Source organism: Streptomyces sp. NPDC098789 (genome assembly GCF_044759975.1).
In the GTDB taxonomy this organism is placed as follows: domain Bacteria; phylum Actinomycetota; class Actinomycetes; order Streptomycetales; family Streptomycetaceae; genus Streptomyces.
In genome coordinates this window covers 84,369-108,865 of record NZ_JBIWAJ010000004.1, presented here as the reverse complement: position 1 = coordinate 108,865, position 24,497 = coordinate 84,369, and the positions used below count along the sequence as shown (strand labels likewise).

The window sequence follows — 24,497 nt, the reverse complement described above, 5'->3', positions numbered from 1 at the left end:
GGTGCACGGCCGGGGTCAGGGGGTGGGCGAAGCGGGTGCGCGGAGGGTCTGGCGGACCGACCACAGGACCGAGACCAGCGGCACCGCCACCACCGCGCCCACCACCCCCGCGGCGATGGCCCCCGCGATCACCGACAGCGCCACCACCACCGGGTGCAGGCTCACGGCCCAGCTCATCACCAGCGGATGCAGCAGGTGCCCCTCGATCTGGCCGATGACCACGATCAGCACGACCACCAGGCCGGCGACCAGCGGCCCCTTGGCGGCCAGTGCCACGACGGCGGCCACGGCCAGCGCCACCGGGGACCCGATCAGCGGGATGAAGGCGGCGAAGAACTCCAGCAGGGCGAGCGGCACCGCGAGCGGCACGCCCAGCAGGAGCAGCGCGACGCACACGAGCACGGCGTTGGTGGCGGCCACCAGCACGATGCCGTGGGTGTACCCGGTGAAGGTCCGCCACGCGGCCCGGCCCGCGTCCGCGACCCGCTGCCGTGCGTCGGTGGGGAACTGGGCGCAGAACCACGCCCACTGCCGGTCGCTCGAGTGGATGAAGAAGACCGAACAGAAGAGGGCCAGGGCGATGACCGTCAGCGCCTGCACCAGCCTCCCCGCGCCGGTCACGGCGGTGTCGAGCAGCGTGGAGCGATGGCTGGAGAGGTACGAGCCGATCCGGGCCTGCAGGTCGCTGAGCGCGTGCGGATCCAGCCGGAACGGTGCCCGCTCCAGCCACGGTTCGATCCGTGCCAGCCCGTCCCGGAACTCCGCGATCAGGTCGGTCCACTGGCTGGCCACCGTCTCGCCGACGAACGCCAGCGCGCCGAGGACCAGCACGATGGAGCCGATCAGGGCGCACGCCACCGCCAGCGGCCGCGGTATCCACCGGGCCAGCAGGTTGGCGGGGGGCCGCAGGAGCGCCGTCGCGACGAGCCCGAGGAAGACGGCGAGCCCGATCTCGTGGAAGCGCCCGAGCACCACGAAGACGCCGTAGGCCACGGCGGCCACGACCAGCAGCCGCCACGCGTGGGCGGCGGCCGTGCGCAGCACGGGCGACACGCGCGCCGCCCCCGCCGGGTACGTCCGGTACCGCGCGGGCACCGCGGACATCCGCGGCCGCCCGCGCCGTCCGGCGGCACGGCGGGGCGTGCGCGCCGAGCGCGCCGTGCCGCGCCTGGTCGCGGTGGGCTGCCGCTGCCGGTGATCCGCCATGAGGTCATCAAAGGGCCGGCGCCCCGCCTCCGCCTCACGGGCGGGTCCGACCGTTGGCCCCAATGGCCCCCTACGCTCGCGCGCCGCACGGCCGCGGTGTCCGCTGGAAGGGTGAACCGCACCCCCGGTGCCCGCTGGTGGGCCGACCTGCCCCCGGCGGCGGGCGCCGCCGTCATGGCCGCCGGCATCATCTCGATCGGCCTGCACCTGACCGGCCACGGCGCGGCGTCGCTCGTCGCACTGGCCGTCGCCGGAGCCCTGTGGTGCGTACTCGCCGCCGACTTCACGGTCCGGCTGCTCGCCGATCGCGGCCGCTTCCGGTCCGAGGCCGACACCCCGGCGGCGCTCACCGCCGTCGCCGCCACCACGGTGCTCGGCGCCCGGCTGTCCATGCTGGGCTGGCGGCCGGCCGCCGTCGTCCTGTTGGCGCTGGCCGTGCTGCTCTGGCCCGGACTGATGCTCGCGGTCCTGCGGCACCGGCGCCGCGGCGAGACGGGGGTGGCGTTCCTCGTCTGCGTCGCCACCCAGGGAGTGGCCGTCCTGGCGGCCGTGGTCGCCGACGACAGCGGTCAGGACTGGCTCGCGTGGGTGGCGCTCGTCGCGTTCTGCCTCGGGCTGCTGCTCTACGTCGAAGCCCTGGTGCGGTTCGACTTCCGCGAGGTGCTGCACGGGGCGGGCGACCAGTGGGTGGCGGGCGGCGCGCTCGCCATCTGCGCCCTCGCCGGTTCCAAACTCACGGCGTCACCCGTATGGGGAGGCGGGGCGCACGCCGCCCTGCGTACCGCCACTCTGGTGACGCTCGCCCTCTCGCTCGGCTGGTACGTCGTCCTGCTGGTCGCCGAAGCGGCCCGGCCGCGCCCCCGCTACGACATCCGGCGCTGGGCCACCGTGTTCCCGCTCGGCATGACCGCCGCGTCCTGCCTCTCGGCGGCGGGTCCGACCGGCGTGGGGTGGCTGCGTCCCCTCGGCGAGATCCTGCTCTGGATCGCGCTGGCCGCCTGGCTGCTGACCTTCACGGCCCTGGTCAGGACCCACCCAGGGGTCGGGGCCGGGCGCGACCGCTGATCCGCACCGCCCGGCCCCCTCGCGGGCGGTCCGGCGCACCTCGTCGGTGCACCGGACCACCGGTCGGGCCGGGCGGCCCGATCCGTGCGGGTCGAGCCGGGCCGGGCGGCCCGACCGGTCAGACGGACATGTCCCGGCCGCGCCCGGGGCCTTCGACACCGGCCCGGCCGAACTGCTCGTCCAGCACCGACAGCCGACGCCAGTACTCGTCCTCGTCGATCTCGCCGGTGGCGAACCGCCGGCCGATGATCACGATGGGGGAGTTCTCGCCGTAGGGGACGCGACCGGCAGCCGCCCACGGGGCGCGGCCACCGCGCCGGCCGCGCCAGACGGTGCGGCGCAGCACCGTGACCACGGTGAAGATCACGGCCGCCCAGACCAGCGGGAAGAACAGGATCCACGGGCCGGGCCCGTCGTACGCCAGGGTGTTCATCACGACTGCGCTCCTCGGAAAGGGGTTGATCCGTCACCCCGAGCCTCGCCCCGGGAGGGCGCCCCGGTCGTCGTACCCCCGGCGGCACCGCACGTACCCCCGCGGGAGTACCCGGGCGGGCGGACCGACGCCCGCCGGACGCCAGCGGCCCGGTCGGTGCCGTGACCGGGTCGCCCGAGCCGGCCGGGGTCAGCCGAGCCAGCCGGGTCGGACCAGCCCCGACTCGTAGGCCAGTACGACCAGTTGCGCCCGGTCGCGGGCGCCCACCTTCACCATCGCCCGGCTGACGTGCGTCTTGGCCGTCAGGGGACTGACCACCAGGCGGCGGGCGATCTCCTCGTTGGAGAGCCCCATGCCCACCAGGGCCACGACCTCGCGCTCCCGCTGGGTCAGCCGGTGCAGTTCCCCGGCCACGGCCGGGTCCTGCGGAGCCTTCGAGCGGGCCGCGAACTCCGCGATCAGGCGGCGCGTCACGCCGGGGGAGAGCAGGGCGTCGCCCGCCACCACCGACCGTACGGCGCGCAGCAGTTCCTCCGGCTCGGTGTCCTTGACCAGGAACCCGCAGGCCCCGCCGCGGATCGCCTCGAAGACGTACTCGTCCAGTTCGAAGGTGGTCAGCATGACCACCTTGACGGCGGCCAGCGCGGGGTCCCCGGTGATCGCACGGGTGGCGGCCAGTCCGTCGAGCACCGGCATCCGGATGTCCATCAGGGCGATGTCGGGACGCAGGGCGCCCGCCAGGGCGACGGCCTCGGCCCCGTCGGACGCCTCGCCGACCACCTCGATGTCCGGCTGCGCGTCGAGCAGCGCCCGGAAGCCGGCCCGGACGAGCTGTTGGTCGTCGGCGAGCAGCACCCGCACCGGTGGCGGCCGGTGGTCCGCGGTCGTCCCGTTCATGGGCCCCAGGCTACGGGCCGGGCCCCGGCCTTCCGGGACGTCCCCGCTCACGCCCGCTCCCCGTGCACGTCCGCTCCCGCGTCCGCGCGGGTGTCCCGAGGCAGCCGGGCCACGACCCGGAAGCCGCCGTCCGGTCGCGGTCCGGCCTCGATGGAGCCGCCCCGGTCCGCGGCCCGTTCGCGCATGCCGGTCAGCCCGTTGCCGCTGCCGCCCGGGTCACCGCCCGTGGCCGGTCCGTCGTCGTCGATCCGGAGCTCCAGTGCGCCGGGCGGGCGGGTGACGCGGACCCGCGCCGCGCGGGAACCGGAATGCCGCACCACGTTGGTCAGCGCCTCCTGGACGATCCGGAACGCGGCCAGGTCCGTGCCCGGTGACAGGCCGCGACCGTCCGCGGCGCCCTCCAGGGAGACCGTGAGCCCGGCGGCCGCGGCCTGGGCGAAGAGCTCGGGGAGCCGGTCGAGTCCGGGAGCGGGCGTACGGGGTGCCGCGCCCGGGGCGCGCAACGTGTCCAGTACCTGGCGGACCTCGCCCAGGGCCTCCTTGCTGGCGGCCTTGATGGTGCGCAGCGCGGTACGGGCCTGCTCGGGATCGGAATCCAACAGCGCCAGCCCCATCCCGGCCTGCACGTTGATCACGGAGATGCTGTGGGCCAGTACGTCGTGCAGTTCGCGGGCGATCCGCAGCCGCTCCTCGTCCGCCCGGCGCCGCTCGGCGACCGCCCGTTCGGCCCGTTCGCGGGCCCGCTGCTCCCGTCGCACGCGCACCACCTCGGACGCGGCGAGCAGGGCGAGCACCCAGGCGACGACCGGGCCCTCGGCCGTCCAGGACGCGGGCCCGTCCCCGGCGGGCGGCAGCCACCGGTAGAGCCAGTGCGCGATCGCCAGGTGCCCCGCCCAGAGCAGGCCGACGGAGGTCCAGGCGGCGTACCGGCGCCCGGCGACCACGGCGGACAGGCAGGCGACGGCCACGCTGAAGAAGACCGGGCCGTAGGGGTACCCGCCCGCCAGGTAGCCGAGCGTGACCGCGCAGACCCCGCCCACCACGGCCGCCGGGTACCGGCGGCGCAGGGCGAGCAGGAGCGGACCGAGGAGCAACAGGATCCGGCCGGGCCAACCGAGCGGTTCCCGGTCCGGTTGCAGGTGCTCCACCCAGCCCGTGCCCACCTGCGCGACCACGGCGACCAGCAGGGCGGTCCGCCAGGGCGGACCGAGCCGCATCCGGGTCCTGGTGCTGGTCCGTCGTGCCCCGTGCTCCCGCCGCGCCCCGTGCTCCCGCCGCGCCCCGCGCTCCCGCCGTTCCTCCATGCGGCCACGCTAGAGGGCCTCGGGGCCCCGCGTCGTCCGCCGGGCGGTGCGGGCGGGCGTACTCCCCGCGGAGTACGTCAGCAGGTGAACTTGACGAGGCGGAAGCTCGCGTAGTGGTCCGTGGTGTAGTAGTCCTCGTTCGTCTGCTGCCCGGTGATGATCCGGCGGGCGCCGCGGGTCGGCGAGCCCGGGGTGACGACCGTGTACTCGTGGTAGTACCCGGTGGTGTGGCTCGGCAGCAGTCGCTCCCGGTTCTGGAAGACGACACCGTCCTGGGAGTACGGGAAGGGACCGCCCGCGTCGATGAGGTCGAGGGTGTCGTGGGCCTGGGACGGCAGGGCCGAGTAGCAGACGGTGCCGACCGCCGTGACGGAGGCGGCGGAGACGGAGCGGGGCGCGGCGGACCCGACGGACGCGGGCGACGCGGTGGAGACGGCCGAGGCGGTCGGCGCGACGAACAGGGCGAGGGAGACGGCGGCGACGCCACCGAGGGCGGCCAGGCGCGGGGGGATTCTCATGTGCCCATCGTGGCGCTCGCGCGGATACCGTCGTCAACATCAACTCCCTTGATTTCCTCGCCTGTTCACCGGTGGGGCGACGGTCGGGGCGCAAGCGTCCCCGGAGTTTCAGCGGGTGGACACCCGGCGGGTCCGCTCGGCTGCCCGCCGTGGGGGAGACACGGGGGTGCACAAGCGTTTACCGTGAGGGTGAACGCTTGTGCACCCCCTTTCGGGGACCAGTGTCTGGAGCCCCATGCCCGCCGTGCGACCCGAACCCGAACCCGACCTCGAACCCGACCCCGAGTCCGGCCCCGAGTCCGGCCCCGAGTCCGCATCGGACCCCCGACCCGTGTCGCGCCTGACCGTCCCCGTGCTCGCCTTCTGCGGCGCGGTCGTCGCGGTCATGCAGACCCTGGTGGTGCCGCTCCTCCCGCACGTCCCCGACCTCACCGGAGCCACTCCCGGCGCGGCCGGCTGGCTCGTCACGATCACCCTCCTGACCGGGGCGGTCTTCACGCCCGTACTGGGTCGGGCCGGTGACATGTACGGGAAGCGGCGCGTGCTCCTCGCCTCGCTCGGCGTGCTCACCGCCGGATCCGTGCTGTGCGCGCTCACCTCCGCCATCGGCGTCCTGATCGCGGGCCGCGCCCTCCAGGGGGCCGCGCTCGCCGTCATCCCGCTCGGCATCAGCATCATCCGCGACGAACTCCCGCCCGAGCGGGTCCTGCCGTCCATCGCCCTCATGAGCTCGACCCTCGGCATCGGCGCCGCGATAGGGCTCCCCGTGGCGGCCGTCGTCGTCGAGAACTTCGACTGGCACACCATGTTCTGGGCCTCCGCCGCGCTGGGCGTGCTCGACGTGGTCCTCGTCCTGTGCTTCGTGCCGGAGTCCCCCCTGCGCACACCGGGTCGCTTCGACGTCATCGGCACCCTCGGGCTCGCCGCCACCCTGGTGGGGACGCTGCTCGCGATCACCCAGGGCGCGCAGTGGGGTTGGGGCTCGGCGCGCACGCTCGGGCTGCTCGGCGGCTCGCTGCTGGTCGGGCTCCTGTGGGCGCGCTATGAACTGGGCACCGCTTCCCCGATGGTGGACCTGCGGGTCTCGGCCCGGCCGGCGGTGCTGCTGACCAATGTGGCCGGGCTGCTCATCGGCTTCGCCTTCTACGCGAACTCCCTGGTCACCGCCCAGCTGGTGCAGGAACCCACGAGCACGGGCTACGGCCTGGGCGCCTCCATCGTGGTCAGCGGACTGTGCCTGCTGCCCGGCGGCCTGGCCATGGTGGCCCTGTCCCCCGTCTCGGCGCGGATCTCCGCCACGTACGGCCCCCGGACGGCCCTCGCCCTGGCCGCCGCCGTGATGGCGCTCGGATACGTCGTCCGCTTCTTCACCAGCCACAGCCTCGGGCTGATCGTGGCCGGCGCCACGGTGGTCGCCTCCGGCACCGCGATCGCGTACTCCGCGCTCCCCGCGCTGGTCATGCGGGCCGTCCCGGTGACCGAGACCGGCGCCGCGAACGGGCTGAACACCCTGATGCGTTCGGTCGGGCAGGCGTGCTGCAGCGCGGTGGTGGCGGCGGTACTGGCGCACGTCACCTTCACCGTCGGCGGGCGCAGCGCCCCCACCCTGCACGCCTACCTGCTGATCTTCCTCATCGCGGCCGGCGCGGCGCTCGCCGCCCTGGTGGCGACCCTCTTCCTCCCCTCGGCGCGCCCCGGCGGCCCGGCGGGTAACGTCGCGGTGACGACTGCTGCGCCCGCCGCCCGGGAGACCATGACATGAGCGCGATCGAGGACCCCGCCGCGGCGCCCGTCACGGGGGACGAGGGCGAGGGCGTCGGGGCGGGGACCGGTCGTGACGCCATCGTGCGGGCCGCCCGCCGCGCCTTCACGCTGCGCCCGTACGCCGAGGTCACCCTGCGCGGCATCGCCGCCGACGCGGGGGTCAGTCCGTCGCTGATCGTCAAGCGGTTCGGCAGCAAGGAGCGCCTGTTCAACACGGTCGCCGATTTCCGCCCCGCCGCCGACGCCCTCTTCGCGGCGGCCCCGGACGGGCTCGGTCGCCACCTCGTCCTGACCATGGTCCGGCTGCGCGACGAGCTGCGCGGCGACCCGCTGCTGCGGGTGGTCTTCTCCCTCGGCAACGACGACGAGCGCACCCTGCTGCGCGAGCGCTTCCGCGAGCAGGTGACCGGTCGGCTGGCCGCCTCCCTCGCCGGCCGGGACCGGGAGCTGCGCGCCGAGCTGATCGCCGGTCAGTTGCTGGGGCTGGGCGCCACCCTGAGCCTGCACCGACCCGACGGCGCGGGCTCCCGTACGCCGCCGGAGCGGCTCGCGGAGGTGTACGCGCCCGGGCTCCAGCGGCTGATCGACGGCGGGGCGGGCTGACGGGCCGGTTCCCGACGGCTGGGCCTGACGGTCGGGCCCGCCGCGCCGCCCGGGCCCGCCGCCCTCCCGCTCACTCGAAGCGGCTGGGGTCGCCCGCTCCGCGGCGCACGATCTCGGCCTCGCCGCTGGAGAAGTCGATGACCGTGGTCGGCTGCGTCCCGCATTCGCCCGAGTCGAGGACGATGTCGACGACGTGGTCGAGACGGTCCTTGATCTCCCAACCCTGGGTCATCGGATCGGGCTCGTCCGGCAGGAGGAGCGTGCTCGACAGCAGCGGTTCGCCGAGTTCGGCGAGCAGCGCCTGGGTGACGACGTGGTCGGGGATGCGCACGCCGACCGTCTTCTTCTTGGGGTGCTGGAGCTGGCGCGGCACCTCCTTCGTCGCGGGGAGGATGAAGGTGTAGCTACCGGGAGTGGCCGCCTTGATCGCGCGGAAGACGTCGTTGTCGACGTAGACGAACTGGCCCAGTTGCGCGAAGTTCTGGCACACCAGGGTGAAGTGGTGGCGGTCGTCGAGCTGGCGGATGGAACGGATCCGGCTGACGCCGGCCTGGTTGCCCAGCTGGACGCCCAGCGCGTAGCAGGAGTCCGTGGGGTACGCGACGAGCTGGCCCGCGCGGATGCCGTCGGCGACGCTGCTGATCGTGCGTTGCTGGGGGTTTTCGGGGTGTACATCGAAATACTTCGCCATCCGCCGAGCGTACGTGATCAGCAGCGCCCCGCACCCCGCTGGGCGACGGTGGCCGTGCGTTCGGACACCCCCGCGTTCGGGACGCGGGAAATCGAGCAGGTGTTCGGGCGACGCGGTACGCTCGATGCATGCGCGGCCTCCACGGACTCCAGGGTTCCCTCTTCGACCAGAGCGACGAAACGGCGCTCGGCCCGCTCGCCGGCCTGCGGCGCACCGTGCTCGGGGCCGGTGCCTGGGTCGACCACCTGCCCGGCTGGCTGACCGGGGCGGACGCCCTGTTCGAGCGGCTCGCCGCCGACGTGCCCTGGAAGGCCGAGCGGCGGCAGATGTACGACCGTGAGGTGGAGGTGCCCCGGCTGCTCGCCTTCTACCGGGCCGACGACCCGCTGCCCGACCCGGTCCTCGTGGCGGCCCGGGAGGCGCTGGGTCGGCACTACGCCACCGAGCTCGGCGAACCCTTCGTCACCGCGGGCCTCTGCCTCTACCGGGACGGGCGCGACAGCGTCGCCTGGCACGGGGACCGCACGGGACGTTCCGCGACCCAGGACACCATGGTCGCGATCGTCTCCGTCGGCGACCCGCGGGACCTCGCCGTCCGCCCGCGCGACGGCGGTCCGACCCTGCTGCGGTTGCCCCTGGGCCACGGTGACCTCGTGGTCATGGGCGGTTCCTGCCAGCGGACGATGGAGCACGCGATCCCGAAGACCGCCCGCGCCGTCGGCCCCCGGATCAGCATCCAGTTCCGCACCCGCGGGGTGCGGTGAGGGCGCACCGCCGTGCCGGTGGGCCCGACCGGACGACCGGGGCGGTCCGCGGGGCCGTCCAACCGGTGGAAGCCTCCTTCGTCGGGGCGCCGGGCCGGGCAGGATCATCACCACGAGCACCACACCGCACCGCACCGGTTCCCGCACCCGCACCCGAGAGGCTCCCGTGAGATACGTCGACGTCCCCGGCTCCAAGTCCATCACCGCGAGGGCGCTGTTCCTCGCCGCCGCCGCCGAAGGGACCACCACCCTGCTGCGCCCGCTGCACTCGGACGACACCGAGGGCTTCGCGGAGGGCCTGACGGCCCTGGGTTACCGCGTCGAACGGCAGCCGGGGGCCTGGACCATCGAGGGGCGCCCCGACGGACCGGCGGTGGCCGAGGCGGACGTGTACTGCCGCGACGGCGCCACCACCGCCCGGTTCCTGCCCACGCTGGTGGCCGCCGCCGCCCGGGGCGAGTACAGGTTCGACGCCTCCGCCCAGATGCGCCGCCGGCCCGTGGCCCCGCTGACCCGGGCGCTGCGCGAACTGGGCGTCGACGCACGGCACGGTGACGTTGAGGGGCACCACCCGCTGACCGTCACCGCGCAGGGGGTCAAGGGCGGCGAACTCACCCTGGACGCCGGGGAGTCGTCGCAGTACCTCACCGCCCTGCTGATGCTCGGCCCGCTGACGGAGGCGGGCCTGCGGATCCGCGTCACCCGGCTGGTCTCGGAGCCGTACGTCGACATCACCACGACCATGATGCGGGCGTTCGGGGTGGAGGTCGGGCGCGAGGACACCGCCGGGGGCAGGATCTACACCGTGCCGCCCGGCGGGTACCGGGCCGCCGCCTACCCCGTCGAGCCGGACGCCTCGACCGCCAGCTACTTCTTCGCGGCGGCCGCCCTCACGGGCCGGGAGGTCACCGTGCCCGGCCTCGGCCGCGACGCCCTCCAGGGAGACCTGCGCTTCGTCGAGGTCCTGGAGCGCATGGGCGCCACCGTGCGGATCTCGGGCGACCGGACGACCGTGGCCGGTACCGGTGAACTGCGCGGCCTGAGCGTCAACATGCGGGACATCTCCGACACGATGCCCACGCTGGCGGCCATCGCGCCCTTCGCCTCGGGACCGGTGCGCATCGAGGACGTCTACAACACCCGGGTCAAGGAGTGCGACCGGTTGGAGGCGTGCGCGCAGAACCTGCGGAGCCTGGGCATCGACGTCGCCACCGGGCGGGACTGGATCGAGATCACCCCGGGCGCTCCCCGGCCCGCGCGGATCACCACCCACGGCGACCACCGGATGGTGATGTCCTTCGCCGTGACCTCGCTGCGCACGCCCGGCATCACCTTCGACGACCCCGGTTGCGTGCGCAAGACGTTCCCGGAGTTCCACACCGCCTTCGCGGCGCTCCGCGAAGGCTGGGCCGACGCGCCGGGGCGGGCGTAGGTCGTCGCCGCAGGGGGAGCGCCCGGATCCTTTGCCTTACGGTCGACCGGCGGCCGGCCCGCCCCGGATAACGTCGCAGACATCCAACGACCGTGACGAAAACGGCCGGTGACCCCACCGGGCCGGTAGGAGAAGTGTGCCGTGAGCCCGATCGAGCTGATCAACCTGATCGACACCGCGACGGACCTCCCCGACGCGTGGAGTTCACGCGTCGTCGGGGAGGTGGGCACCGCCTGCGTGAAGGTCCTGCGGATGGACGAGCTGCCCGTCGAGGTGGAGCGTCACGAAGAGGCCGAAGCCCTGCTCGTCCTCGACGGGCACCTCGCGCTCGAAGTCGACGGCCGCCCGGTGACGGTGGGGCCCGGCGAGGTCTACGTGGTCCCGGCCGGCACGCCCCACGCGGTCCGGCCCGGCAGCCGGGGCACCCTCGTGATCGTCGAGACCCGGGCGGCGTGACGCTCCGCGCGGCCGGCGCGCGGGCCTCAGCTGATGAGGAAGCCCGGGGTCGGGAGGTCGCGGTGGAAGATCAGGCGGTCCCACGTGGGGTACGCGAGGTCGGTGACCGTCAACAGCCGTCCCGCGGCGTCGTGCAGGGTGCGGCGCACGGACAGGCCGCTGGCCGAGGTGGTGGCCGACGGGTGCGTGGTGCGGGTCATCGTGATCGTCTCGGCGGTCCGGGCGGTCGTCGCGACGTGCTCCAACCACCGGTGCAGCGGCCGCAGGTCCTCGTCGCGGGGCGCGGTGGCCGCCCGGTGGCGGTAGCCCGCCAGCTCCGGGGTCCCGGCGACGACGGCCGGACAGAGGTACGTCACGGCGTGGTGCAGGGTCTCGCCCGAGGGGCCGAGGGTGCGGTGGTGGTGCACCAGGGTGCGTTCGCCCCCGCTCATGGAGAGCAGGGCGGCGAGCGAGGGCGCCACCGTGACGTGCGTCAGCCAGTTCTGGCTGGGGGCGGCGGGAGCCGTCTGCCGCGCGGGACGGGCGGGCGGTTGGACGGCCGACACCGACCGGGTGCCGCGGCGGCCGGTCACGATCAGGCCGTCCTCGCGCAGGTGTTGCAGGGCGGCCCGGACGGTCTGGCGGTTCACCTGGTAGCGGGCGGCCAGGACGCGCTCGGAGGGCAGCTTGGCGCCGGGGGTGCGGGCGGTGCGCTCCAGTTCCTGCCGCAGCGCTGCCGCGATCCGCTGGTACTTGGGCATGACGGCGGGGCCGTCACCCCGCGAAGGGGAGGGCATGGCTTCTCCTCGGACGGGTGGTCAAGGACTGCGCGGTCTGCTGAACCAACGTAGCAGTGGTCTATACCTTTCGGTGAGTAGGTGTTCGGCAACCGAACGGGTTTGGCCGGATCGGAACCCGGGCCGCAGGCCCGGGGATAGCGTGGTGCCGGTCTCGACCCGGGCACGCTCGCGGCCCCGGTTCCGGCGCACGAGGGGGCAGGACAGTGGTGGACACGGCCCACGGCACGGCGGCGGAGTTCGCCGGCTTCTACCGCACGCACACCGCACGCCTCGTCGCGTTCCTGCTGGTGCGCGGCGCCGACCCGGGCGCCGCCGCGCGGCTCGCCCAGGACGCGATGGCCGCGGCCAGGGACTGGACGGCCGTCGACGCCGCCGCACCGGAGCCGCCGGGCGGCCACGCCCCGGGCCGTGACCGTGCGGGGGAGTCCCGGGCGTGGACCCACCGGGTCGCCCTCGCGGGGCTGGAGCGATCGGCGGCCGCGGACCCGGCCGGGGTGGCCGGGTCCGCGCCCCCGACCGGTGGGCCGCTGGCTCCCGGAGCGCGGGAAGCGGCGACCCGCGGCGGGTGGAAGGCCCTCACCGACCGGTTGGCCGGTCTCGAACCGCGCCGCCGCCGGGTGATCGCGCTGACGGCGGTCGGATGCGCACCGGGCGGGATCGGCTACGAGCTGCTCCTGCCGACGGGCAAGGTCCACCGGACGCTGCGGTCCGTGGCACGGCTGCTGGGGGAACCGACCGAGGACGCGCTGACCGCCCGGCTCACCGCCGCGCTGGACGAGCTGGCCGACGTGCTCGACGGCGTGCTCGACCTGGACGCGGGGCTGGCCGAACTCGGACGCCGCGGTGGGGCGGGCCCGTACGGCGCCGATTACGCCCGGGCCTTCCCCGGGGCCTGGGGGCTCGATCCGCGGCTCCCGGTCCCGCCCTGGGCCGCCCCCGTGCCACCCGCCCCCGCCGCCTCGGGCCCCGGCAGCGGCCCCGAGGAGCCGCTGCGCGCCTACGCCGCGGAACTGGCGGAACTGGCCGGGCGCGACCGGGCCCACCGGGCCGCCGTGCGCGGACACCTGCCCGTGGCCGAGCTGGCCGCCGTACGCCTCGGTGCGCTCTTCGCCTTCCACGCCGACCGGTTCCGCAAGGACGCCGAGGCGTCGTGGTACCGGGACTCCGGGGTCGACTTCCCCGCCGTCGACGCCCGGGCCTTCGCCGACGCGCTGACCCGGGACGTCACCAGGGCCGGCGCCGTCTTCGACGCCGTGTCCGGACCCGGCGCCGCGGCCCCGCGCCGGGCGGGCACCCTCGCGTCGTGGCTGTCGCACGACGAGCCCGGCTCGATCGAGGTCTCGTACGCGGGCATCGAGCTGGCCGTCGCCCTGGCGGAGTTCCGCGCCGGCGCCCTCGCCGGGGCGCTGCGCACCCTGTCCCCGTCCGGCGCGCCCGACGACGGCGCCCTCTACCGGGCGTTGGTGCTGGCCGAGCTGCCGGTCCGGCTGTCGATCGGCCGGTTGCGGCACCTCGAAGCCGACCTCTCGCTGGCCGAATCGACCCTGCCCGAGGGCTACTACGTCGACATGACCCGCGACTTCGCCGCCGACGACGCGCTCAACCGCGACCTGATCCACGGAGTCGACGCGATCGAGCGGACCCTCGCGGACGGCGCCCCCGACGGCCGGGGCGCACCCGCGGGGCAGGGCGGCTGACGCACGGGCCGACGCGGGGGCGGGCGGACGTAGGGTGGGCGGCATGCCGGAGAACACAGGGGTCGCAGGAGCCGCAGGAGCCGCACCGGACGGGGAGCCGCGACAGGTCGGCGCTCCCGACGGCGTGGACACCGCCCGGGTCGTCTACGGGTGCATGGCGCTGGGCGGCAGTTGGGGCGCGGACCCCTACGGGCCAGCGGACGTCGACGAGGCCGAGGCGGTGATCGAGGCGGCGCTGGAGAGCGGGATCAGCGTCTTCGACCACGCCGACATCTACCGGCAGGGGAAGGCGGAGGCCGTCTTCGGCGAGGTGCTGAGCCGCACGCCGGGCCTGCGCGAACGCGTCACCCTCCAGACCAAGTGCGGCATCCGCCTCGCCGACGGGGACCGCCCCGGCCGCTACGACCTGCGCGCCACGGCCATCCTCCAACGCGTCGAGGAGAGCCTCGGCCGCCTGCGCACCGACGTCATCGACGTGCTGCTCCTGCACCGCCCCGATCCCCTGGCCGACGCCGAGGACGTCGCCGGGGCGCTCACCTCGCTCCGACGGCAGGGGCTCGTCCGCGGCTTCGGCGTGTCGAACATGAGCGCCGCTCAGATCGCCGCCCTCCAGGCCCACCTCGACTTCCCCCTCGTCGTCAACCAGCTGGAGATGAGTCTGGACCGGCGCGACTGGGTGGAGGACGGCGTCCTCGTCAACACCGCCGAGGCCGCGGCGAACGGCTTCCCCACCGGGACGCTCGAATACTGCCGGGCCCACGACGTCCGCCTCCAGGCATGGGGCGCGCTGGCCCAGGGCCGCTTCACCGGGCGGCAGGAGACCGCGGAGCAGCACGCGACGGCGCGCCTCGTCCGCTCGCTCGCCGAGGCGAAGGGCACCACGCCGGAGACCGTCGTGCTCTGGTGGCTGCAACGCCACCCGGCCCGGATCGCCCCGGTCGTGGGCACGGGTCGCCCGGAGCGGATCCGTGCCTGCCGCGACGCCGCGCGACGGGAGCCGGACCTCTCCCACGACGAGTGGTACGACCTGTGGCTCACCGCCCGGGGCGTCCCGCTGCCATAGAGCGGCGGACCCGCCCCCTAAGGGGACGTCTGCGCGGCGGTGAGGCCGCTCTCGCCGCCCCAGGTGAAGGTGAGCCCGCCCGCGCGCGCCGCGTGTTCGAGCTGGCTCTGCAGGACGCTCATCGCGATGCTGGCGGCCTGTAGGCCGTCCACGCCGTGGATCTCGTAGACGATCGAATCGTCGATCCCCTCGATCCGACAGGGGCAGATCCAGTCGCCGTCGGGATCGCCCTCCGGGCGCGGGGCGCCGAGCTGGAGCGAGACGGTGAAGGGCGCGCCGCTCTCGGGCACCGCCTCCAGCGTGCGGTGGGCGATGACGGGGCCGAGGGTGTCGCTGTCGGGCATGGTCGCTCCTGTGGTCCGCATCCGGGCCGTCGGTTCGCGGAGCCCGGAGGTATGTCTGGAGGTGCTCGGGGTCGGCACGGGCGGCCGCGGCCACCCGTGCCGACGACCGTACTCCAGAAAAGCGGAATATCTGGTTCCCTCAGCCGGGCCTGTCGTCAACGTCCCACGTCAGACGGCACGCCCGGCATCGGGTGCGGCCCAGGCCGTCACGTCGTGGCCGACGACCTAGAAGTAGACGTTCCAGCTGACGGCCACCGAGGACGACCTGCCCGCGGCGTCGGTCACCGTCACGGTGCTGCTGCCGAAGCCCCAGGCGGTGGGGGAGCCGGTGATGAGGCCGGTCGAGGGGTTGACGCGCAGCCCCGCCGGCAGGCCGGTCGCCTTGAAGGCGTACGGCGCGCTCCCGCCGGTGGCCTGGAGCGCGAGGCTGACCGGCTTGCCGATGTAGGCGACCTGGTTGCCCGGGTTGCGCAGCACCGGGCCGGTGCTGCTCGCCGGGGTGATCGTCCAGGTGAAGGAGGCGGAACCGGCCTTGCCCGCGCGGTCGGTGGCGGTCACCGTCACCTGGAACGAACCCGCGGCGGTCGGGGTGCCGGTGACGGTGCCGGTGGCCGCGGCGACGGCCAGGCCGCCGGGCAGGCCGGAGGCGGTCCAGGTGTAGGGCGCGGTGCCGCCCTCCGCGGCGTTGCGCAACTCGACCGCGGCGCCGACGGTGCCGGACTGCGCGGAGACGGCGGCCACGGTCACGCCGCCGGGCTGCGGGGTGGAGGTGACCAGGCTCGCGCCGAACCTGCTCAGGGCCTCGTTCACGGGCTGGAAGATGGTGAACTTCTCGCCGGAGCCCGAGGTGCAGGTGGCGCTGCCGCCACCGGAATGCAGGCCGACCGCCTTGCCGCCGCTCGCGGTGACGTAGGAGCCGCCCGAATCTCCACCGGCGGAACAGGCGCTGGAGTAGGACAGGCCGTCGATGACCACGTTGCCGTAGTCGACGCTCTGGTCGACCTTGGTGACCTCGCCGCACCGCATCCCGGTGGTCTGGCCGGACCGGCATATCGCGGTGCCGACCACGGCGTCCGCGGAGCCCGTGAGGGTGACGTCGCCCTGCCCGTACCCCGACACGGTGGGGACCACGTTCCAGCCGGCCTGGTCCACGTCGACGATCCCCATGTCCCCCTCACGGGCGTTGACGCTGCCCGTGCCGTTCCGGTTGGACGTGCCGACCCGGGTGCCGTCCTTGCCGTACGCGGCCTGGTCGGCGTCGTTGGTGCAGTGACCCGCGGTCAGGAAGGCCTTGGCGCCACCGCTGGTGCGGGTGACGGGGAAGCCGATGGAGCAGGGGCTCTCCGTACCGGGGACCCACTTCTCGCCGCCGACGACGTCCGCCTGCTGGCGCGGGTGTTCGGCGCTCTCGGCGATCCGGACGATCGGTCCCAGGGCGGCGACCCGGGTCAAGAAGGCGGCGGTGGAGGCGTCGCCCACCGTGCGGTCCACGGTGACGGTGATGCGGTTGTCCCGCGCGTCCGGGCCCCAGGAGAGCACGCCCGGTACGCCGGCGCCCACGGTACGGGTCACCGCGCGGGCGGCGGCGTCGAGTTCGGCGCGGCCGTAGCGCACCTCCCGGGCCACGGCCCCGGCCGCGCGTACGGTCGCCGCGTCCGCCGCGTCGGTGACGGCGGCGTTGAGCAGCCCGGTGGCCGGGTCGAACCACAAGCCGGCGACCCGGTCGCCGACCCGGCCCCGCACCAGCGTGGCGGCCCGCGCGGCGGCGGCCTCGTCCGCCACGCGGGCGCGCACCTCGTCGGCGGAGAGGTGGAGGTCGCGCTGCATCGACCGCAGGACCAGGGGCGATACGGAGGGGGCGGGGGCGGGTGCGGGTGCGGTCCGATCGGCCGGGCTCGCGCCGGCGGGCAGGACCCCCAGTCCGCCGAGGACGACGGCCGCGACGGCCGTCGTGACGGCGGCCCGCAGGGGCCCGGTGGGCAGAGTGCGCATGACGATCCCTTCGTGGGGGGCGTGCCGGTGCGATCGCCCGGCACGGAGGCCGGACCCGCGGGGGGAGCCGCGGGGCCGAGACCTTGGGACGGCCAACAGCGTCCGCCGGACCGGGTGTTGGGGTCATCGGAGGAATCCCTTGCGGCTCCCGCGGGGTCCCGGCCCCCGCTCCGTGCGGGCTGGCGGAACTCGGCCCACCACGACCCGGGCGGCGGGTGTGGGCGATGGCGCGGGTCGGGTTCGGACCCGGCTCCGGCCGTGGCGCCCGTCGGGCCCCGGCCGGGGCACCAGGGGAAACCCTTGATCCCGGGTGGGTCGGTCGCAGTCGTTGTGGTCGGGGTGCGGGCGGCCTACCGTGCCCTCTCGGGAGGTTCGAGGTGGGCGCAGATGTGGGCGTGGGCTCCGGTCCGCCGGGTGCGGGGGCCGTGGAGCGGGCCCTGCGGGAGCTCCGGCGCGGCGGGCGGGTCGCGGTGGCGGGGCCCTGGGGGGCGGGTCGGACCACCGTCCTCGACGGGGTCCTGCGCGCGCTGCCCGGGTCCGCCGACCGGGGCGCGCTGCGGATCACCACCGCGCGCGGCGACCAGGACCAACCCTTCGGAGCGCTGGCGCAGTTGCTCTCCTCCCGCACGGCGCCCGAACTCGGGACCCTGGCTCCCCAGCAGGCCCGGCTGGTCGACCGGCTCCTGCACCGCGGGCCGGACGAACGCCCCCTCACGGACGGGGACCGGCTCCCCCTCCGGCTCGCGCTGACCACGCTGCTCGGCGGCCGGGACCACCTGCTCGCCGTGGACGGAGCCCAATGGCTCGACCCCGAGAGCGCCGACGCCCTCGGCTACGCCCTGCGGACCCTGCCCGCGCCCCGCCTGCGGGCCGTCGTGACCGAACGCACCCAGGGCCGGGCGCAGGCCGCCACCGACCTGCTCGGCGGACATCCGCCCCAGGTGGACCTCGCCCCGCTGGACGCCGAGGAGAGCGCCGCCCTGCTCTCCGCGCACGGTCTGCCCACCCGGTGGGCCGCGGCGCTCCAACGGCACTGCGGCGGACACCGGTTGCTGACCGCCCTGACCTGCCACGCCCTCGCCCAGCTTCCGCCGGAGCCCGGGCACTGCCCGCCCCTGCCGCCGCAGGCGGTCGCCGCCGCGGCGGCCTGGCTGCGCGAGACCCTCGGCCCGCAGGCCCGCCGGACCCTCATGCTCGCCGCGCTGACCGTACGTCCCTCCGCGTCCCTGCTGCTCCGCGCCGGCTGCCCCGACGCCGAGGAACACCTCGCGCGGGCCGTGGAGGCCGGGGTACTGCGCACCGGCCCCGGGGACGGCGTCCACTTCACCGCGACGGCGCTCGCCCGGGCCGCCGCCCGCGCACAGGACCGGCGCGGGCGCTCCCGCGCGCACCACACCCTCGCGCTGGCGGTGGGCGACCCGGTGCACGAGGCCCGGCACCGCGCCCTGGCCCAGGACCGCCCCGACCAGGGCCTCGCGGAGGACACCGAACTCGCCGCGACCGTCGCGCGCGACGCGGGGGAGCGGGCCCTGGCCGCCGAACTCTTCCTGCTCGCCGCCGAGATCACCCCGGTGGACCGGCCCGCCCCGCGGACGCGCAGGCTCACCGCCTCGGCGCGGGAAGCCGCGGCCGCGGGAGCCACGGACCTCGCCCGGCAGGCGGCCGACGCCGTCATCGCGGCCCGGGCCGAACCGGTCCACCAGGTCACCGCGCTGCTCGCGCTCGTCGACGCGCACGGCCAGGCGCTGGCCGGCGTGGATCCGCTGCTGGCCCGTTGCCGGGAGCTGGCCGCGGGCCACCCGGAGCTGCTGGCCGCCGTGGAGATCAGGGCCGCCATCGTCGCCAACATCGCGCACGGGGCGCCGGAGCGCGCCCTGCGCGCGGCCGCGCGCGCCGCCGAACTGGCCCGCCGCGGCGGCCACCGCCCGCTGGAGGCGGCCGCGTTGACGATGCGGGCCCGCATGGAGCGCGTCCTCGGCGCGGCCGACGCCCCCGAAACCCTGGCCCGGGCCCTCGCCCTGGGGGTCCCCGCCCAGCAGTCGGGCATCCGCAACAGTGCCCAGTACCTCGCCGCCCGGCACGCCGTCTTCGACGACCGGCTGCACGAGGCACGCGGCCGGTTGACCGAGCTGCTCGCGCTCGCGGAGCACGAGGGGGACGCCGAGGACCTCGTCGACGTCTGGCGCAGCCTCGCCGAGGTCGACACCCGCCTCGGCGCCTGCGGCCCCGCCCTCGCCTGGGCCGACCGGGCGGTGCGGCTGTCCACCACCGCGGCCCTGTCGATGGGGCCGGCCTGGTACACCGCCGCCCTGACGCAGAGCGCCGCCGGGTCGTTCACGGCCGCGCTGCGCACCGCCGCCTGCGGGGCCCGGGCCTCCCGGGAAGAGGGGGACGGGCTGTACGTCGCCCGCAACCTCTGGATCACGGGCGCGGTGCACCTGCACACCGGGGAGATCGCACGCGCCGCGGCGACCTTCACCGCCCTCGCCGAGGCGGAGGAGAACGGACCGCCGGCGGAGCCCAGCACCTTCCGGTGGCAGCCGGACGCGATCGAGGCCTTCACCCGCGCCGGGCAGCTGCCCCGCGCGCGGCAGTTGCTCGACCGGACCCGGGCCGCGCTGGGCGCGCCGGGCGCGGACTCCGGGACCTGGGCCGCCCTGACCCGGGCCCACGGCGTGCTCCTGGCCCGCGCCCCCGGTCGTACGGGCGGCGCCCCGGCCGCCGCCGGTGATGAGGCCACCGACTGCCTGCGCCGCGCCGCCGCCGGGTTCGAGCGGCTGGACCTGCCGCTCGAACGGGCCCGCACCCTGGTCGCGCTGGGCCGGGTCGAGCGCGCCCGACGCCGGCAGGCGGCCGCCCGTACCGCGTGGGAGACGGCCCTCGACGTCTTCGAGGAGACCGGCGCCCGCCCCTGGCAACAGATCACCCGGGAACTGCTCGACCGCGCGCACGGGCACACCGCGCACGGGGCCGGAGAGGGAGCGGCCGCGGCGGAAGGGGCCGCGGCGGCCGGCCCGCACACGGGGTCCGCCGCGGGCCGCGCCGAGCTGACCGAGTCGGAGGCGCGCCTCGCGGACCTCGTGCGGCGCGGCGCGTCCAACCAGGACGCGGCCCGGTACCTCTTCCTCTCCGTCAAGACGGTCGAGGGCATGCTCAGCCGGATCTACCGCAAGCTCGGCGTCCGCTCGCGCACCCAGCTCGCCGCCGCCCTGGGGGGTGTCTGACCTACGCGCCCGGGCGGCGACGGTCGGGCGCGCGGGTGGCGGTGCCGACAACCGTCACCCGCGCACCCCTCCTTCGCGCCCTGCGGCCGCGCCGGATGGAGCGGGGCGGATCTTTCACTCGAAGGAGTTGCCCCCGGTGGGCTCCATCGACTGTCCGCCGATCCCCGCGACCCCGCCGAGCTGCTCCCGCCACCACGACGCCACGTCGCGCTCGCTCATCGTGGCCCACGCGGGCGTGCGCTCCACCTGGGCCCGGCCGAGCCGGCGGGCCAGTGCGACCAGCTCCCGCCCCGCCGGGCCGCGGGCCTCCTCGTAGCCCTGCAGGAGCCCCTCCCAGGAACCGGCCCCGCGCCAGGCGCTCTCGAAGGCACTCGCGTCCTGGAGGGCCTTCGCGGCCCCGCTGGTGTTGTGCGGCCGCACCACGGTGGCGGCGTCACCCCCCAGCAGGAGGCGCCCCGACGTGGTCCGCGGGGTCTCCAGGTCGTAGATGGGCTGTACGAAGGTGTCCTCCGGCTTCGTCAGGGAGAGCACGGCGGCCCAGTACGGCGGGAACTCCCGCGCCAGCAGCGCGGCCAGGTGGGCGGCCAGTTCCGGGCTGAGCCGGCCGGCCGGGAAGCTCGTCGGGTCGCTCGCCGGATCGTCCAGGCGCAGCGCGCCGCGCGGCGGGGCGGCGTAGAGGACCCAGTTCACCCGGGGACCGTCCGGCCCCGGGATGCGGTAGACCACGCAGCTCCCGCCGGGGAAGCAGACGGTGGTGACCGCGTCGTCCCACGCCCCGGCCGACGGATCGAGGGCGGCGGCCCCGCGCGCGTCGAGGTTCCCGCGCCAGCAGACGTATCCCGCGTAGCGGGGACGCGATTCCGGGCAGACGGTCCGGCGCACGGCCGAGCGGTAGCCGTCGGCGCCGACGCACAGGTCGTAGCGCTCGACCGCGCCGGAGTCCAGGCGGACCTCGGCCCGGTCGCCGGAGCGGACCACCGCCGTGACCGCCTCCCCCTGGCGGTAGGCCACGGAGGCGGGCATCCCGTCGCGCAGCCCGCGCCACAGCAGACCCCAGTGGTAGGAGTGGAAGGGGAAGGGCTGCTCCCAGATCACCCGCCCGCCCGCGGCGGCCGAGTGCCCGCCCGCGCTGCCCGCGCCGGCCCCGTCCCGGACCACCCACCGGCGTCTGACCAGCCGGTGCGCGTCGATCTTGCCGGGCAGCGCGCCGGTGGCCGTCAGTTCGGCGGCCCGTTCGTCGTGGACGCAGAGCCCGAGCCCCCGGTCCTGGAGCCGCCCCAGGGTCCGCTCCAGCACCACCACCTCGCGCGCGCCGGCCCGCACGGCCGCCGAGGCGAACGCACACCCCGCGATGCTCCCGCCGATCACCGCGACCGAACCGCCGCCTCGCATATCCGCTCCCTCCAGGAGTACGTCCGCAGGGCTCACCCTGCCCACCGGACGGTGGACGCACGCGCGCCGGCCGCCTCAGGCCTGCAGGATGCCCGTTCCCAACAGGCCGAAGAGCAGGACGCCGACGGCGATGCGGTAGGCCACGAAGGCGTTGAAGGAGTGCTTCGCGACGAACTTGAGCAGCCAGGCGATCGAGGCGTAGGCGACCACGAAGGACACCAACGTCCCCACGAGCAGCGGGACGGCGCTCACCCCGGCGCCGACCGCGTCCTTGAGCTCGTACAGGCCGGCGCCGGTCAGGGCGGGGATGCCGAGGAAGAACGACAGGCGGGTGGCGGCGACCCGTTCGAGGCCGAGGATCAGGCCGGTGGAGATGGTGGCGCCGGAGCGGGAGAAGCCGGGGAAGAGCAGGGCGAGGATCTGCGAGGAGCCCACGAGCATCGCGTCCTTCAGCGAGGTGTCGTCCTCGCCGCGCTTGTGGCGGCCCATCCGGTCGGCGGCCCACATCAGCCCGCTGCCGACGATCAGGGAGCCGGCCACCACCCACAGCGAGGCGAGCGTCCCCTCGATCAGCGGCTTGGCGGCCAGTCCGACCACGACGATGGGGATCGTGGCGTAGATGACCCACCAGGCGAACTTGTAGTCGTGGTGGTAGCGCTCCTCCGGGTCGCGCAGGCCCCGCACCCATGCGGAGACGATCCGCACGATGTCCTTGAAGAAGTACACGAGGACCGCCGCGATGGCCCCCACCTGGATCACGGCGGTGAAGGCGACCACGCCCTTGTCGTCGACGGGGATCCCCATCAGGCCCTCGGTGATCTTCAGGTGCCCGGTCGAGGAGACCGGCAGGAACTCCGTCACCCCCTCGACCACGCCCAGAATCACGGCCTGACCGATGCTGATCGCGCTCACGTGCATCACCTTCGCGGTGTCGTCGAAGTGGCGTCGGCCCGGACGGCCGCCGCGGTTGCGGTACGGGCCGTCCCGGGGCCCGCCCCCGTCGGCATAGATGGTGCCCGACCCGGACCCCGCCTCCGTACGCCGTCACCCCGCCGACCGACCCGCGCGCACAGGTCCTCGACCCGGTGCGACCGCGTGTCGCTCGCGCCCCCGAGGGCGGCGGGCCGGGCATGGTGGCCGGGCGGCGACCGCCGGACCGGCGGCGCCGGACAGCACGGACGAGGAGGATCCATGAAGGCCACCGACGTACTGGCCGACGCGTTCGGGCGCATCCGCGAGGTGGTGCACGAGAGCGTCGAGGGGCTCTCGGCCGACGAACTGGGCGCCCGCCTCGACCCGGAGGCGAACTCGATCGCCTGGTTGGTGTGGCACCTGACGCGGGTCCAGGACGACCACGTGGCGGAGGTCGCGGAGCGGGAGCAGCTGTGGACCGCGGGGGGCTGGGCCGACCGGTTCGACCTGCCGCTGCCCGTCGACGCGACCGGGTACGGTCACACCGCCCGGCAGGTCGGCTCGGTCCGGGTCGACTCGGACGCGCTGCTGCTGGGGTACTTCGACGCCGTGCACGAGCGGACCGTCGCCTTCCTGCACGGCCTGGCCGCCACCGACCTCGACCGGGTGGTCGACGAGCGCTGGGATCCGCCGGTCACCCTCGGGGCCCGCCTGGTCAGTGTCCTGGCCGACGACCTCCAGCACGCCGGACAGGCGGCCTTCGTGCGGGGTGCGCTGCGCCGCCGCTGACCGGGCGGGGCGGACGGGGCCGGGCGGGCGCGGCGGGTGGCGCGTACGGTCCGACCCGCGGTGGGACGGCCCCGGGGCGCGCTGATAGAACTGCGCTCTGACACACGTTTCGTCGCCCCGCGCGGCAGGAGAGGGAGTTCCCGATGGATGTACGGCACTTCGAGCGGATCACCGCGTTCATCGAGGAGCGCCTGACCCCGCTGTTCGCCGAGGAGACCGGCAGCGAGAACGGATTCGGGATGGACGACACCTCGCGGGCGCTGCGCGCGCTGCGCAACGCCGTGCTGGAGGCGTCCGCGGTCAAGGGGCTCCTGGAGAAGCGCCCGACCGCCGAACCGGCGGTGCGCCGGGTCATCGACCAGGCGGTAGAGCAGCACTGGGACGTCCTGCGCGGGGTGGCCCGCCAGTGGGAGGACCACCCCGACTTCGTGCGGGAGTTCAAGCGGCACGCGTGGGAACTCGACACGGCCCCCGCCGCCGTGCCCGCGGCAGGCTGAGCCGTCAGTCGCCGCGGCCGGCGTCCGCGTCGGCATCGGCCGCCGCCTTGTCGGCGTCGTCGAGCCTCTGCTGCATCTGCGCCCGCCGGGCGTCGTCGCCCGCCCCGGCGGACCGCTCCGCCGCGGGACGGGCGCCCGTACCCGGCGAACATCCGGTGACCAGCAGCGCCGCCCCGGTGGCCAGGACGGCGAGCGCGGCGGCGGCGCGGCGCGCCACGCTCACTTGGCGTCCTGGGCCGCGCACCAGGTGCTCACGGCCTTGAGGTTGCCCTGGCGCTTCTGCAGCGTGGGCAGCAGGGCCTTGCGCGCGGTGAGGCGGTCGTTGAGGTAGGTGTAGACCTCGGTGTGGCCGGCGGTCTTGGCGTTGGCGACGCGCTGCTCCAGGCGCGTGACCGAGCCGGCCACGGTCGCGTCGCCGCCGAGGCGGGTGATCGCGGCGTCGACCCGGCCCTTGGTCTTCGGCAGGCGCTTGCAGATCTCCTTGGAGCCGTCCCCCTTCGGTGCGGACTTGGCACCCTTGCCGTCCTTGCCCGCGTCGGAACGGGACGAGTCGGCCTGCGCGGGAGCGACGGCGAGCAGTGCTCCGGCCAGGGCGAGGGCGCCGATCGCGGCAACGGTCGTGCGGTTCGCGGGCATGGTCGTGTCTCCTCAGGTGCGGACGGGCCGGCACCCGGA

Annotated in this window: 24 protein-coding genes; 11 read left to right on the top strand and 13 right to left on the bottom strand. The window is 75.4% G+C overall.

The features are described from left to right. Window positions 1–15: 15 nt before the first annotated feature. Complete coding sequence (locus ACIQWR_RS10585; protein WP_404007472.1) at window positions 16–1,104, bottom strand: AI-2E family transporter; 1,089 nt, start codon at window positions 1,102–1,104, stop codon at window positions 16–18. A gap of 213 nt (window positions 1,105–1,317) precedes the next feature. On the opposite strand from ACIQWR_RS10585, the gene ACIQWR_RS10580 reads away from it, so the two are divergent. Further along, entirely contained in the window at window positions 1,318–2,271 is a 954-nt protein-coding gene (locus ACIQWR_RS10580; protein ID WP_404006596.1) for a tellurite resistance/C4-dicarboxylate transporter family protein, read from the top strand. A gap of 118 nt (window positions 2,272–2,389) precedes the next feature. Here the strand turns inward: ACIQWR_RS10580 and ACIQWR_RS10575 are convergent, their stop codons facing one another. The 4 genes from ACIQWR_RS10575 to ACIQWR_RS10560 all read right to left on the bottom strand — a co-directional run bounded on the left by ACIQWR_RS10575 (window position 2,390) and on the right by ACIQWR_RS10560 (window position 5,423). Then, entirely contained in the window at window positions 2,390–2,704 is a 315-nt protein-coding gene (locus ACIQWR_RS10575) for an SHOCT domain-containing protein (RefSeq protein WP_399257915.1), read from the bottom strand. Between the two features lie 189 nt (window positions 2,705–2,893). Further along, window positions 2,894–3,601: a response regulator gene (locus tag ACIQWR_RS10570; RefSeq protein ID WP_404006594.1), complete on the bottom strand. Its 708-nt coding sequence runs from the start codon at window positions 3,599–3,601 to the stop codon at window positions 2,894–2,896. Window positions 3,602–3,648: 47 nt separating this feature from the next. Then, window positions 3,649–4,905 (bottom strand): sensor histidine kinase, encoded by a 1,257-nt coding sequence (locus ACIQWR_RS10565; RefSeq protein WP_404006592.1) that lies wholly within the window; start codon window positions 4,903–4,905, stop codon window positions 3,649–3,651. Window positions 4,906–4,982: 77 nt separating this feature from the next. Next, window positions 4,983–5,423, bottom strand: a complete 441-nt coding sequence (locus tag ACIQWR_RS10560) for a ribonuclease domain-containing protein (RefSeq protein ID WP_404006590.1) — start codon at window positions 5,421–5,423, stop codon at window positions 4,983–4,985. A 235-nt stretch (window positions 5,424–5,658) separates the two neighbouring features. On the opposite strand from ACIQWR_RS10560, the gene ACIQWR_RS10555 reads away from it, so the two are divergent. Beyond that, entirely contained in the window at window positions 5,659–7,185 is a 1,527-nt protein-coding gene (locus tag ACIQWR_RS10555; protein ID WP_404006589.1) for an MFS transporter, read from the top strand. Further along, on the top strand, window positions 7,182–7,790 hold the full coding sequence (locus ACIQWR_RS10550) for a TetR family transcriptional regulator (protein WP_404006587.1): 609 nt from the start codon (window positions 7,182–7,184) through the stop codon (window positions 7,788–7,790). The genes ACIQWR_RS10555 and ACIQWR_RS10550 overlap by 4 nt, the downstream gene beginning before the upstream one ends. Window positions 7,791–7,860: 70 nt before the next feature. Here the strand turns inward: ACIQWR_RS10550 and ACIQWR_RS10545 are convergent, their stop codons facing one another. After that, entirely contained in the window at window positions 7,861–8,481 is a 621-nt protein-coding gene (locus tag ACIQWR_RS10545) for an L-threonylcarbamoyladenylate synthase (RefSeq protein WP_404006586.1), read from the bottom strand. Window positions 8,482–8,609: 128 nt separating this feature from the next. Between ACIQWR_RS10545 and ACIQWR_RS10540 the strand changes: the two genes are divergently transcribed. From ACIQWR_RS10540 to ACIQWR_RS10530, 3 genes are all read left to right on the top strand, one after another. Beyond that, complete coding sequence (locus tag ACIQWR_RS10540) at window positions 8,610–9,245, top strand: alpha-ketoglutarate-dependent dioxygenase AlkB (RefSeq protein ID WP_404006584.1); 636 nt, start codon at window positions 8,610–8,612, stop codon at window positions 9,243–9,245. Window positions 9,246–9,411: 166 nt separating this feature from the next. Then, window positions 9,412–10,677 carry a 3-phosphoshikimate 1-carboxyvinyltransferase gene (gene aroA, locus ACIQWR_RS10535; protein WP_404006582.1) on the top strand — a complete coding sequence of 422 codons (1,266 nt, stop codon included), beginning with the start codon at window positions 9,412–9,414 and terminating at the stop codon, window positions 10,675–10,677. Between the two features lie 150 nt (window positions 10,678–10,827). Further along, entirely contained in the window at window positions 10,828–11,133 is a 306-nt protein-coding gene (locus ACIQWR_RS10530; RefSeq protein ID WP_404007469.1) for a cupin domain-containing protein, read from the top strand. A 26-nt stretch (window positions 11,134–11,159) separates the two neighbouring features. Here the strand turns inward: ACIQWR_RS10530 and ACIQWR_RS10525 are convergent, their stop codons facing one another. Beyond that, complete coding sequence (locus ACIQWR_RS10525; protein WP_404006580.1) at window positions 11,160–11,909, bottom strand: GntR family transcriptional regulator; 750 nt, start codon at window positions 11,907–11,909, stop codon at window positions 11,160–11,162. Window positions 11,910–12,118: 209 nt separating this feature from the next. Here ACIQWR_RS10525 and ACIQWR_RS10520 point away from each other — a divergent pair, with 209 nt between their 5' ends. Both ACIQWR_RS10520 and ACIQWR_RS10515 read left to right on the top strand, forming a co-directional pair. Next, on the top strand, window positions 12,119–13,609 hold the full coding sequence (locus tag ACIQWR_RS10520) for a hypothetical protein (protein WP_404006578.1): 1,491 nt from the start codon (window positions 12,119–12,121) through the stop codon (window positions 13,607–13,609). Between the two features lie 43 nt (window positions 13,610–13,652). Continuing rightward, a complete protein-coding gene (locus ACIQWR_RS10515) occupies window positions 13,653–14,672 on the top strand; it encodes an aldo/keto reductase family oxidoreductase (protein ID WP_404006576.1) in 1,020 nt (339 codons plus the stop codon). Between the two features lie 17 nt (window positions 14,673–14,689). Here the strand turns inward: ACIQWR_RS10515 and ACIQWR_RS10510 are convergent, their stop codons facing one another. Next, entirely contained in the window at window positions 14,690–15,016 is a 327-nt protein-coding gene (locus ACIQWR_RS10510; RefSeq protein WP_385772458.1) for a DUF6968 family protein, read from the bottom strand. 225 nt (window positions 15,017–15,241) lie between these two features. Next, the gene (locus ACIQWR_RS10505; RefSeq protein WP_404006575.1) at window positions 15,242–17,008 is read right to left on the bottom strand and encodes a putative Ig domain-containing protein; all 1,767 of its coding nucleotides are present in this window, start codon (window positions 17,006–17,008) and stop codon (window positions 15,242–15,244) included. A 377-nt stretch (window positions 17,009–17,385) separates the two neighbouring features. Here ACIQWR_RS10505 and ACIQWR_RS10500 point away from each other — a divergent pair, with 377 nt between their 5' ends. Next, window positions 17,386–20,232 carry an AAA family ATPase gene (locus ACIQWR_RS10500; RefSeq protein WP_404006573.1) on the top strand — a complete coding sequence of 949 codons (2,847 nt, stop codon included), beginning with the start codon at window positions 17,386–17,388 and terminating at the stop codon, window positions 20,230–20,232. A gap of 114 nt (window positions 20,233–20,346) precedes the next feature. Here the strand turns inward: ACIQWR_RS10500 and ACIQWR_RS10495 are convergent, their stop codons facing one another. After that, window positions 20,347–21,624 carry a monooxygenase gene (locus ACIQWR_RS10495; protein WP_404006572.1) on the bottom strand — a complete coding sequence of 426 codons (1,278 nt, stop codon included), beginning with the start codon at window positions 21,622–21,624 and terminating at the stop codon, window positions 20,347–20,349. Window positions 21,625–21,699: 75 nt separating this feature from the next. Continuing rightward, a complete protein-coding gene (locus tag ACIQWR_RS10490; RefSeq protein WP_404006571.1) occupies window positions 21,700–22,536 on the bottom strand; it encodes an undecaprenyl-diphosphate phosphatase in 837 nt (278 codons plus the stop codon). Window positions 22,537–22,815: 279 nt separating this feature from the next. On the opposite strand from ACIQWR_RS10490, the gene ACIQWR_RS10485 reads away from it, so the two are divergent. Continuing rightward, the gene (locus tag ACIQWR_RS10485; RefSeq protein ID WP_404006570.1) at window positions 22,816–23,325 is read left to right on the top strand and encodes a DUF664 domain-containing protein; all 510 of its coding nucleotides are present in this window, start codon (window positions 22,816–22,818) and stop codon (window positions 23,323–23,325) included. Window positions 23,326–23,468: 143 nt separating this feature from the next. Further along, window positions 23,469–23,822 carry a hypothetical protein gene (locus tag ACIQWR_RS10480; RefSeq protein ID WP_404006568.1) on the top strand — a complete coding sequence of 118 codons (354 nt, stop codon included), beginning with the start codon at window positions 23,469–23,471 and terminating at the stop codon, window positions 23,820–23,822. 4 nt (window positions 23,823–23,826) lie between these two features. Here the strand turns inward: ACIQWR_RS10480 and ACIQWR_RS10475 are convergent, their stop codons facing one another. Together ACIQWR_RS10475 and ACIQWR_RS10470 are read right to left on the bottom strand one after the other, a co-directional pair. Beyond that, window positions 23,827–24,045 (bottom strand): hypothetical protein, encoded by a 219-nt coding sequence (locus tag ACIQWR_RS10475; RefSeq protein ID WP_404006567.1) that lies wholly within the window; start codon window positions 24,043–24,045, stop codon window positions 23,827–23,829. Beyond that, a complete protein-coding gene (locus tag ACIQWR_RS10470) occupies window positions 24,042–24,458 on the bottom strand; it encodes a hypothetical protein (RefSeq protein ID WP_404006566.1) in 417 nt (138 codons plus the stop codon). Before ACIQWR_RS10470 ends, ACIQWR_RS10475 begins: the two co-directional genes overlap by 4 nt. Window positions 24,459–24,497 lie beyond the last annotated feature (39 nt).

Coding starts and splice junctions, on each gene's coding strand:
- ACIQWR_RS10575 (WP_399257915.1), bottom strand. CDS start 2,704: ATGAACACCCTGGCGTACGACGGGCCCGGCCCGTGGATCCTGTTCTTC.
- ACIQWR_RS10550 (WP_404006587.1), top strand. CDS start 7,182: ATGAGCGCGATCGAGGACCCCGCCGCGGCGCCCGTCACGGGGGACGAG.
- ACIQWR_RS10470 (WP_404006566.1), bottom strand. CDS start 24,458: ATGCCCGCGAACCGCACGACCGTTGCCGCGATCGGCGCCCTCGCCCTG.
- ACIQWR_RS10570 (WP_404006594.1), bottom strand. CDS start 3,601: ATGAACGGGACGACCGCGGACCACCGGCCGCCACCGGTGCGGGTGCTG.
- ACIQWR_RS10585 (WP_404007472.1), bottom strand. CDS start 1,104: ATGTCCGCGGTGCCCGCGCGGTACCGGACGTACCCGGCGGGGGCGGCG.
- ACIQWR_RS10565 (WP_404006592.1), bottom strand. CDS start 4,905: ATGGAGGAACGGCGGGAGCGCGGGGCGCGGCGGGAGCACGGGGCGCGG.
- ACIQWR_RS10545 (WP_404006586.1), bottom strand. CDS start 8,481: ATGGCGAAGTATTTCGATGTACACCCCGAAAACCCCCAGCAACGCACG.
- ACIQWR_RS10515 (WP_404006576.1), top strand. CDS start 13,653: ATGCCGGAGAACACAGGGGTCGCAGGAGCCGCAGGAGCCGCACCGGAC.
- ACIQWR_RS10540 (WP_404006584.1), top strand. CDS start 8,610: ATGCGCGGCCTCCACGGACTCCAGGGTTCCCTCTTCGACCAGAGCGAC.
- ACIQWR_RS10485 (WP_404006570.1), top strand. CDS start 22,816: ATGAAGGCCACCGACGTACTGGCCGACGCGTTCGGGCGCATCCGCGAG.
- ACIQWR_RS10480 (WP_404006568.1), top strand. CDS start 23,469: ATGGATGTACGGCACTTCGAGCGGATCACCGCGTTCATCGAGGAGCGC.
- ACIQWR_RS10525 (WP_404006580.1), bottom strand. CDS start 11,909: ATGCCCTCCCCTTCGCGGGGTGACGGCCCCGCCGTCATGCCCAAGTAC.
- ACIQWR_RS10560 (WP_404006590.1), bottom strand. CDS start 5,423: ATGAGAATCCCCCCGCGCCTGGCCGCCCTCGGTGGCGTCGCCGCCGTC.
- ACIQWR_RS10495 (WP_404006572.1), bottom strand. CDS start 21,624: ATGCGAGGCGGCGGTTCGGTCGCGGTGATCGGCGGGAGCATCGCGGGG.
- ACIQWR_RS10510 (WP_385772458.1), bottom strand. CDS start 15,016: ATGCCCGACAGCGACACCCTCGGCCCCGTCATCGCCCACCGCACGCTG.
- ACIQWR_RS10505 (WP_404006575.1), bottom strand. CDS start 17,008: ATGCGCACTCTGCCCACCGGGCCCCTGCGGGCCGCCGTCACGACGGCC.
- ACIQWR_RS10555 (WP_404006589.1), top strand. CDS start 5,659: ATGCCCGCCGTGCGACCCGAACCCGAACCCGACCTCGAACCCGACCCC.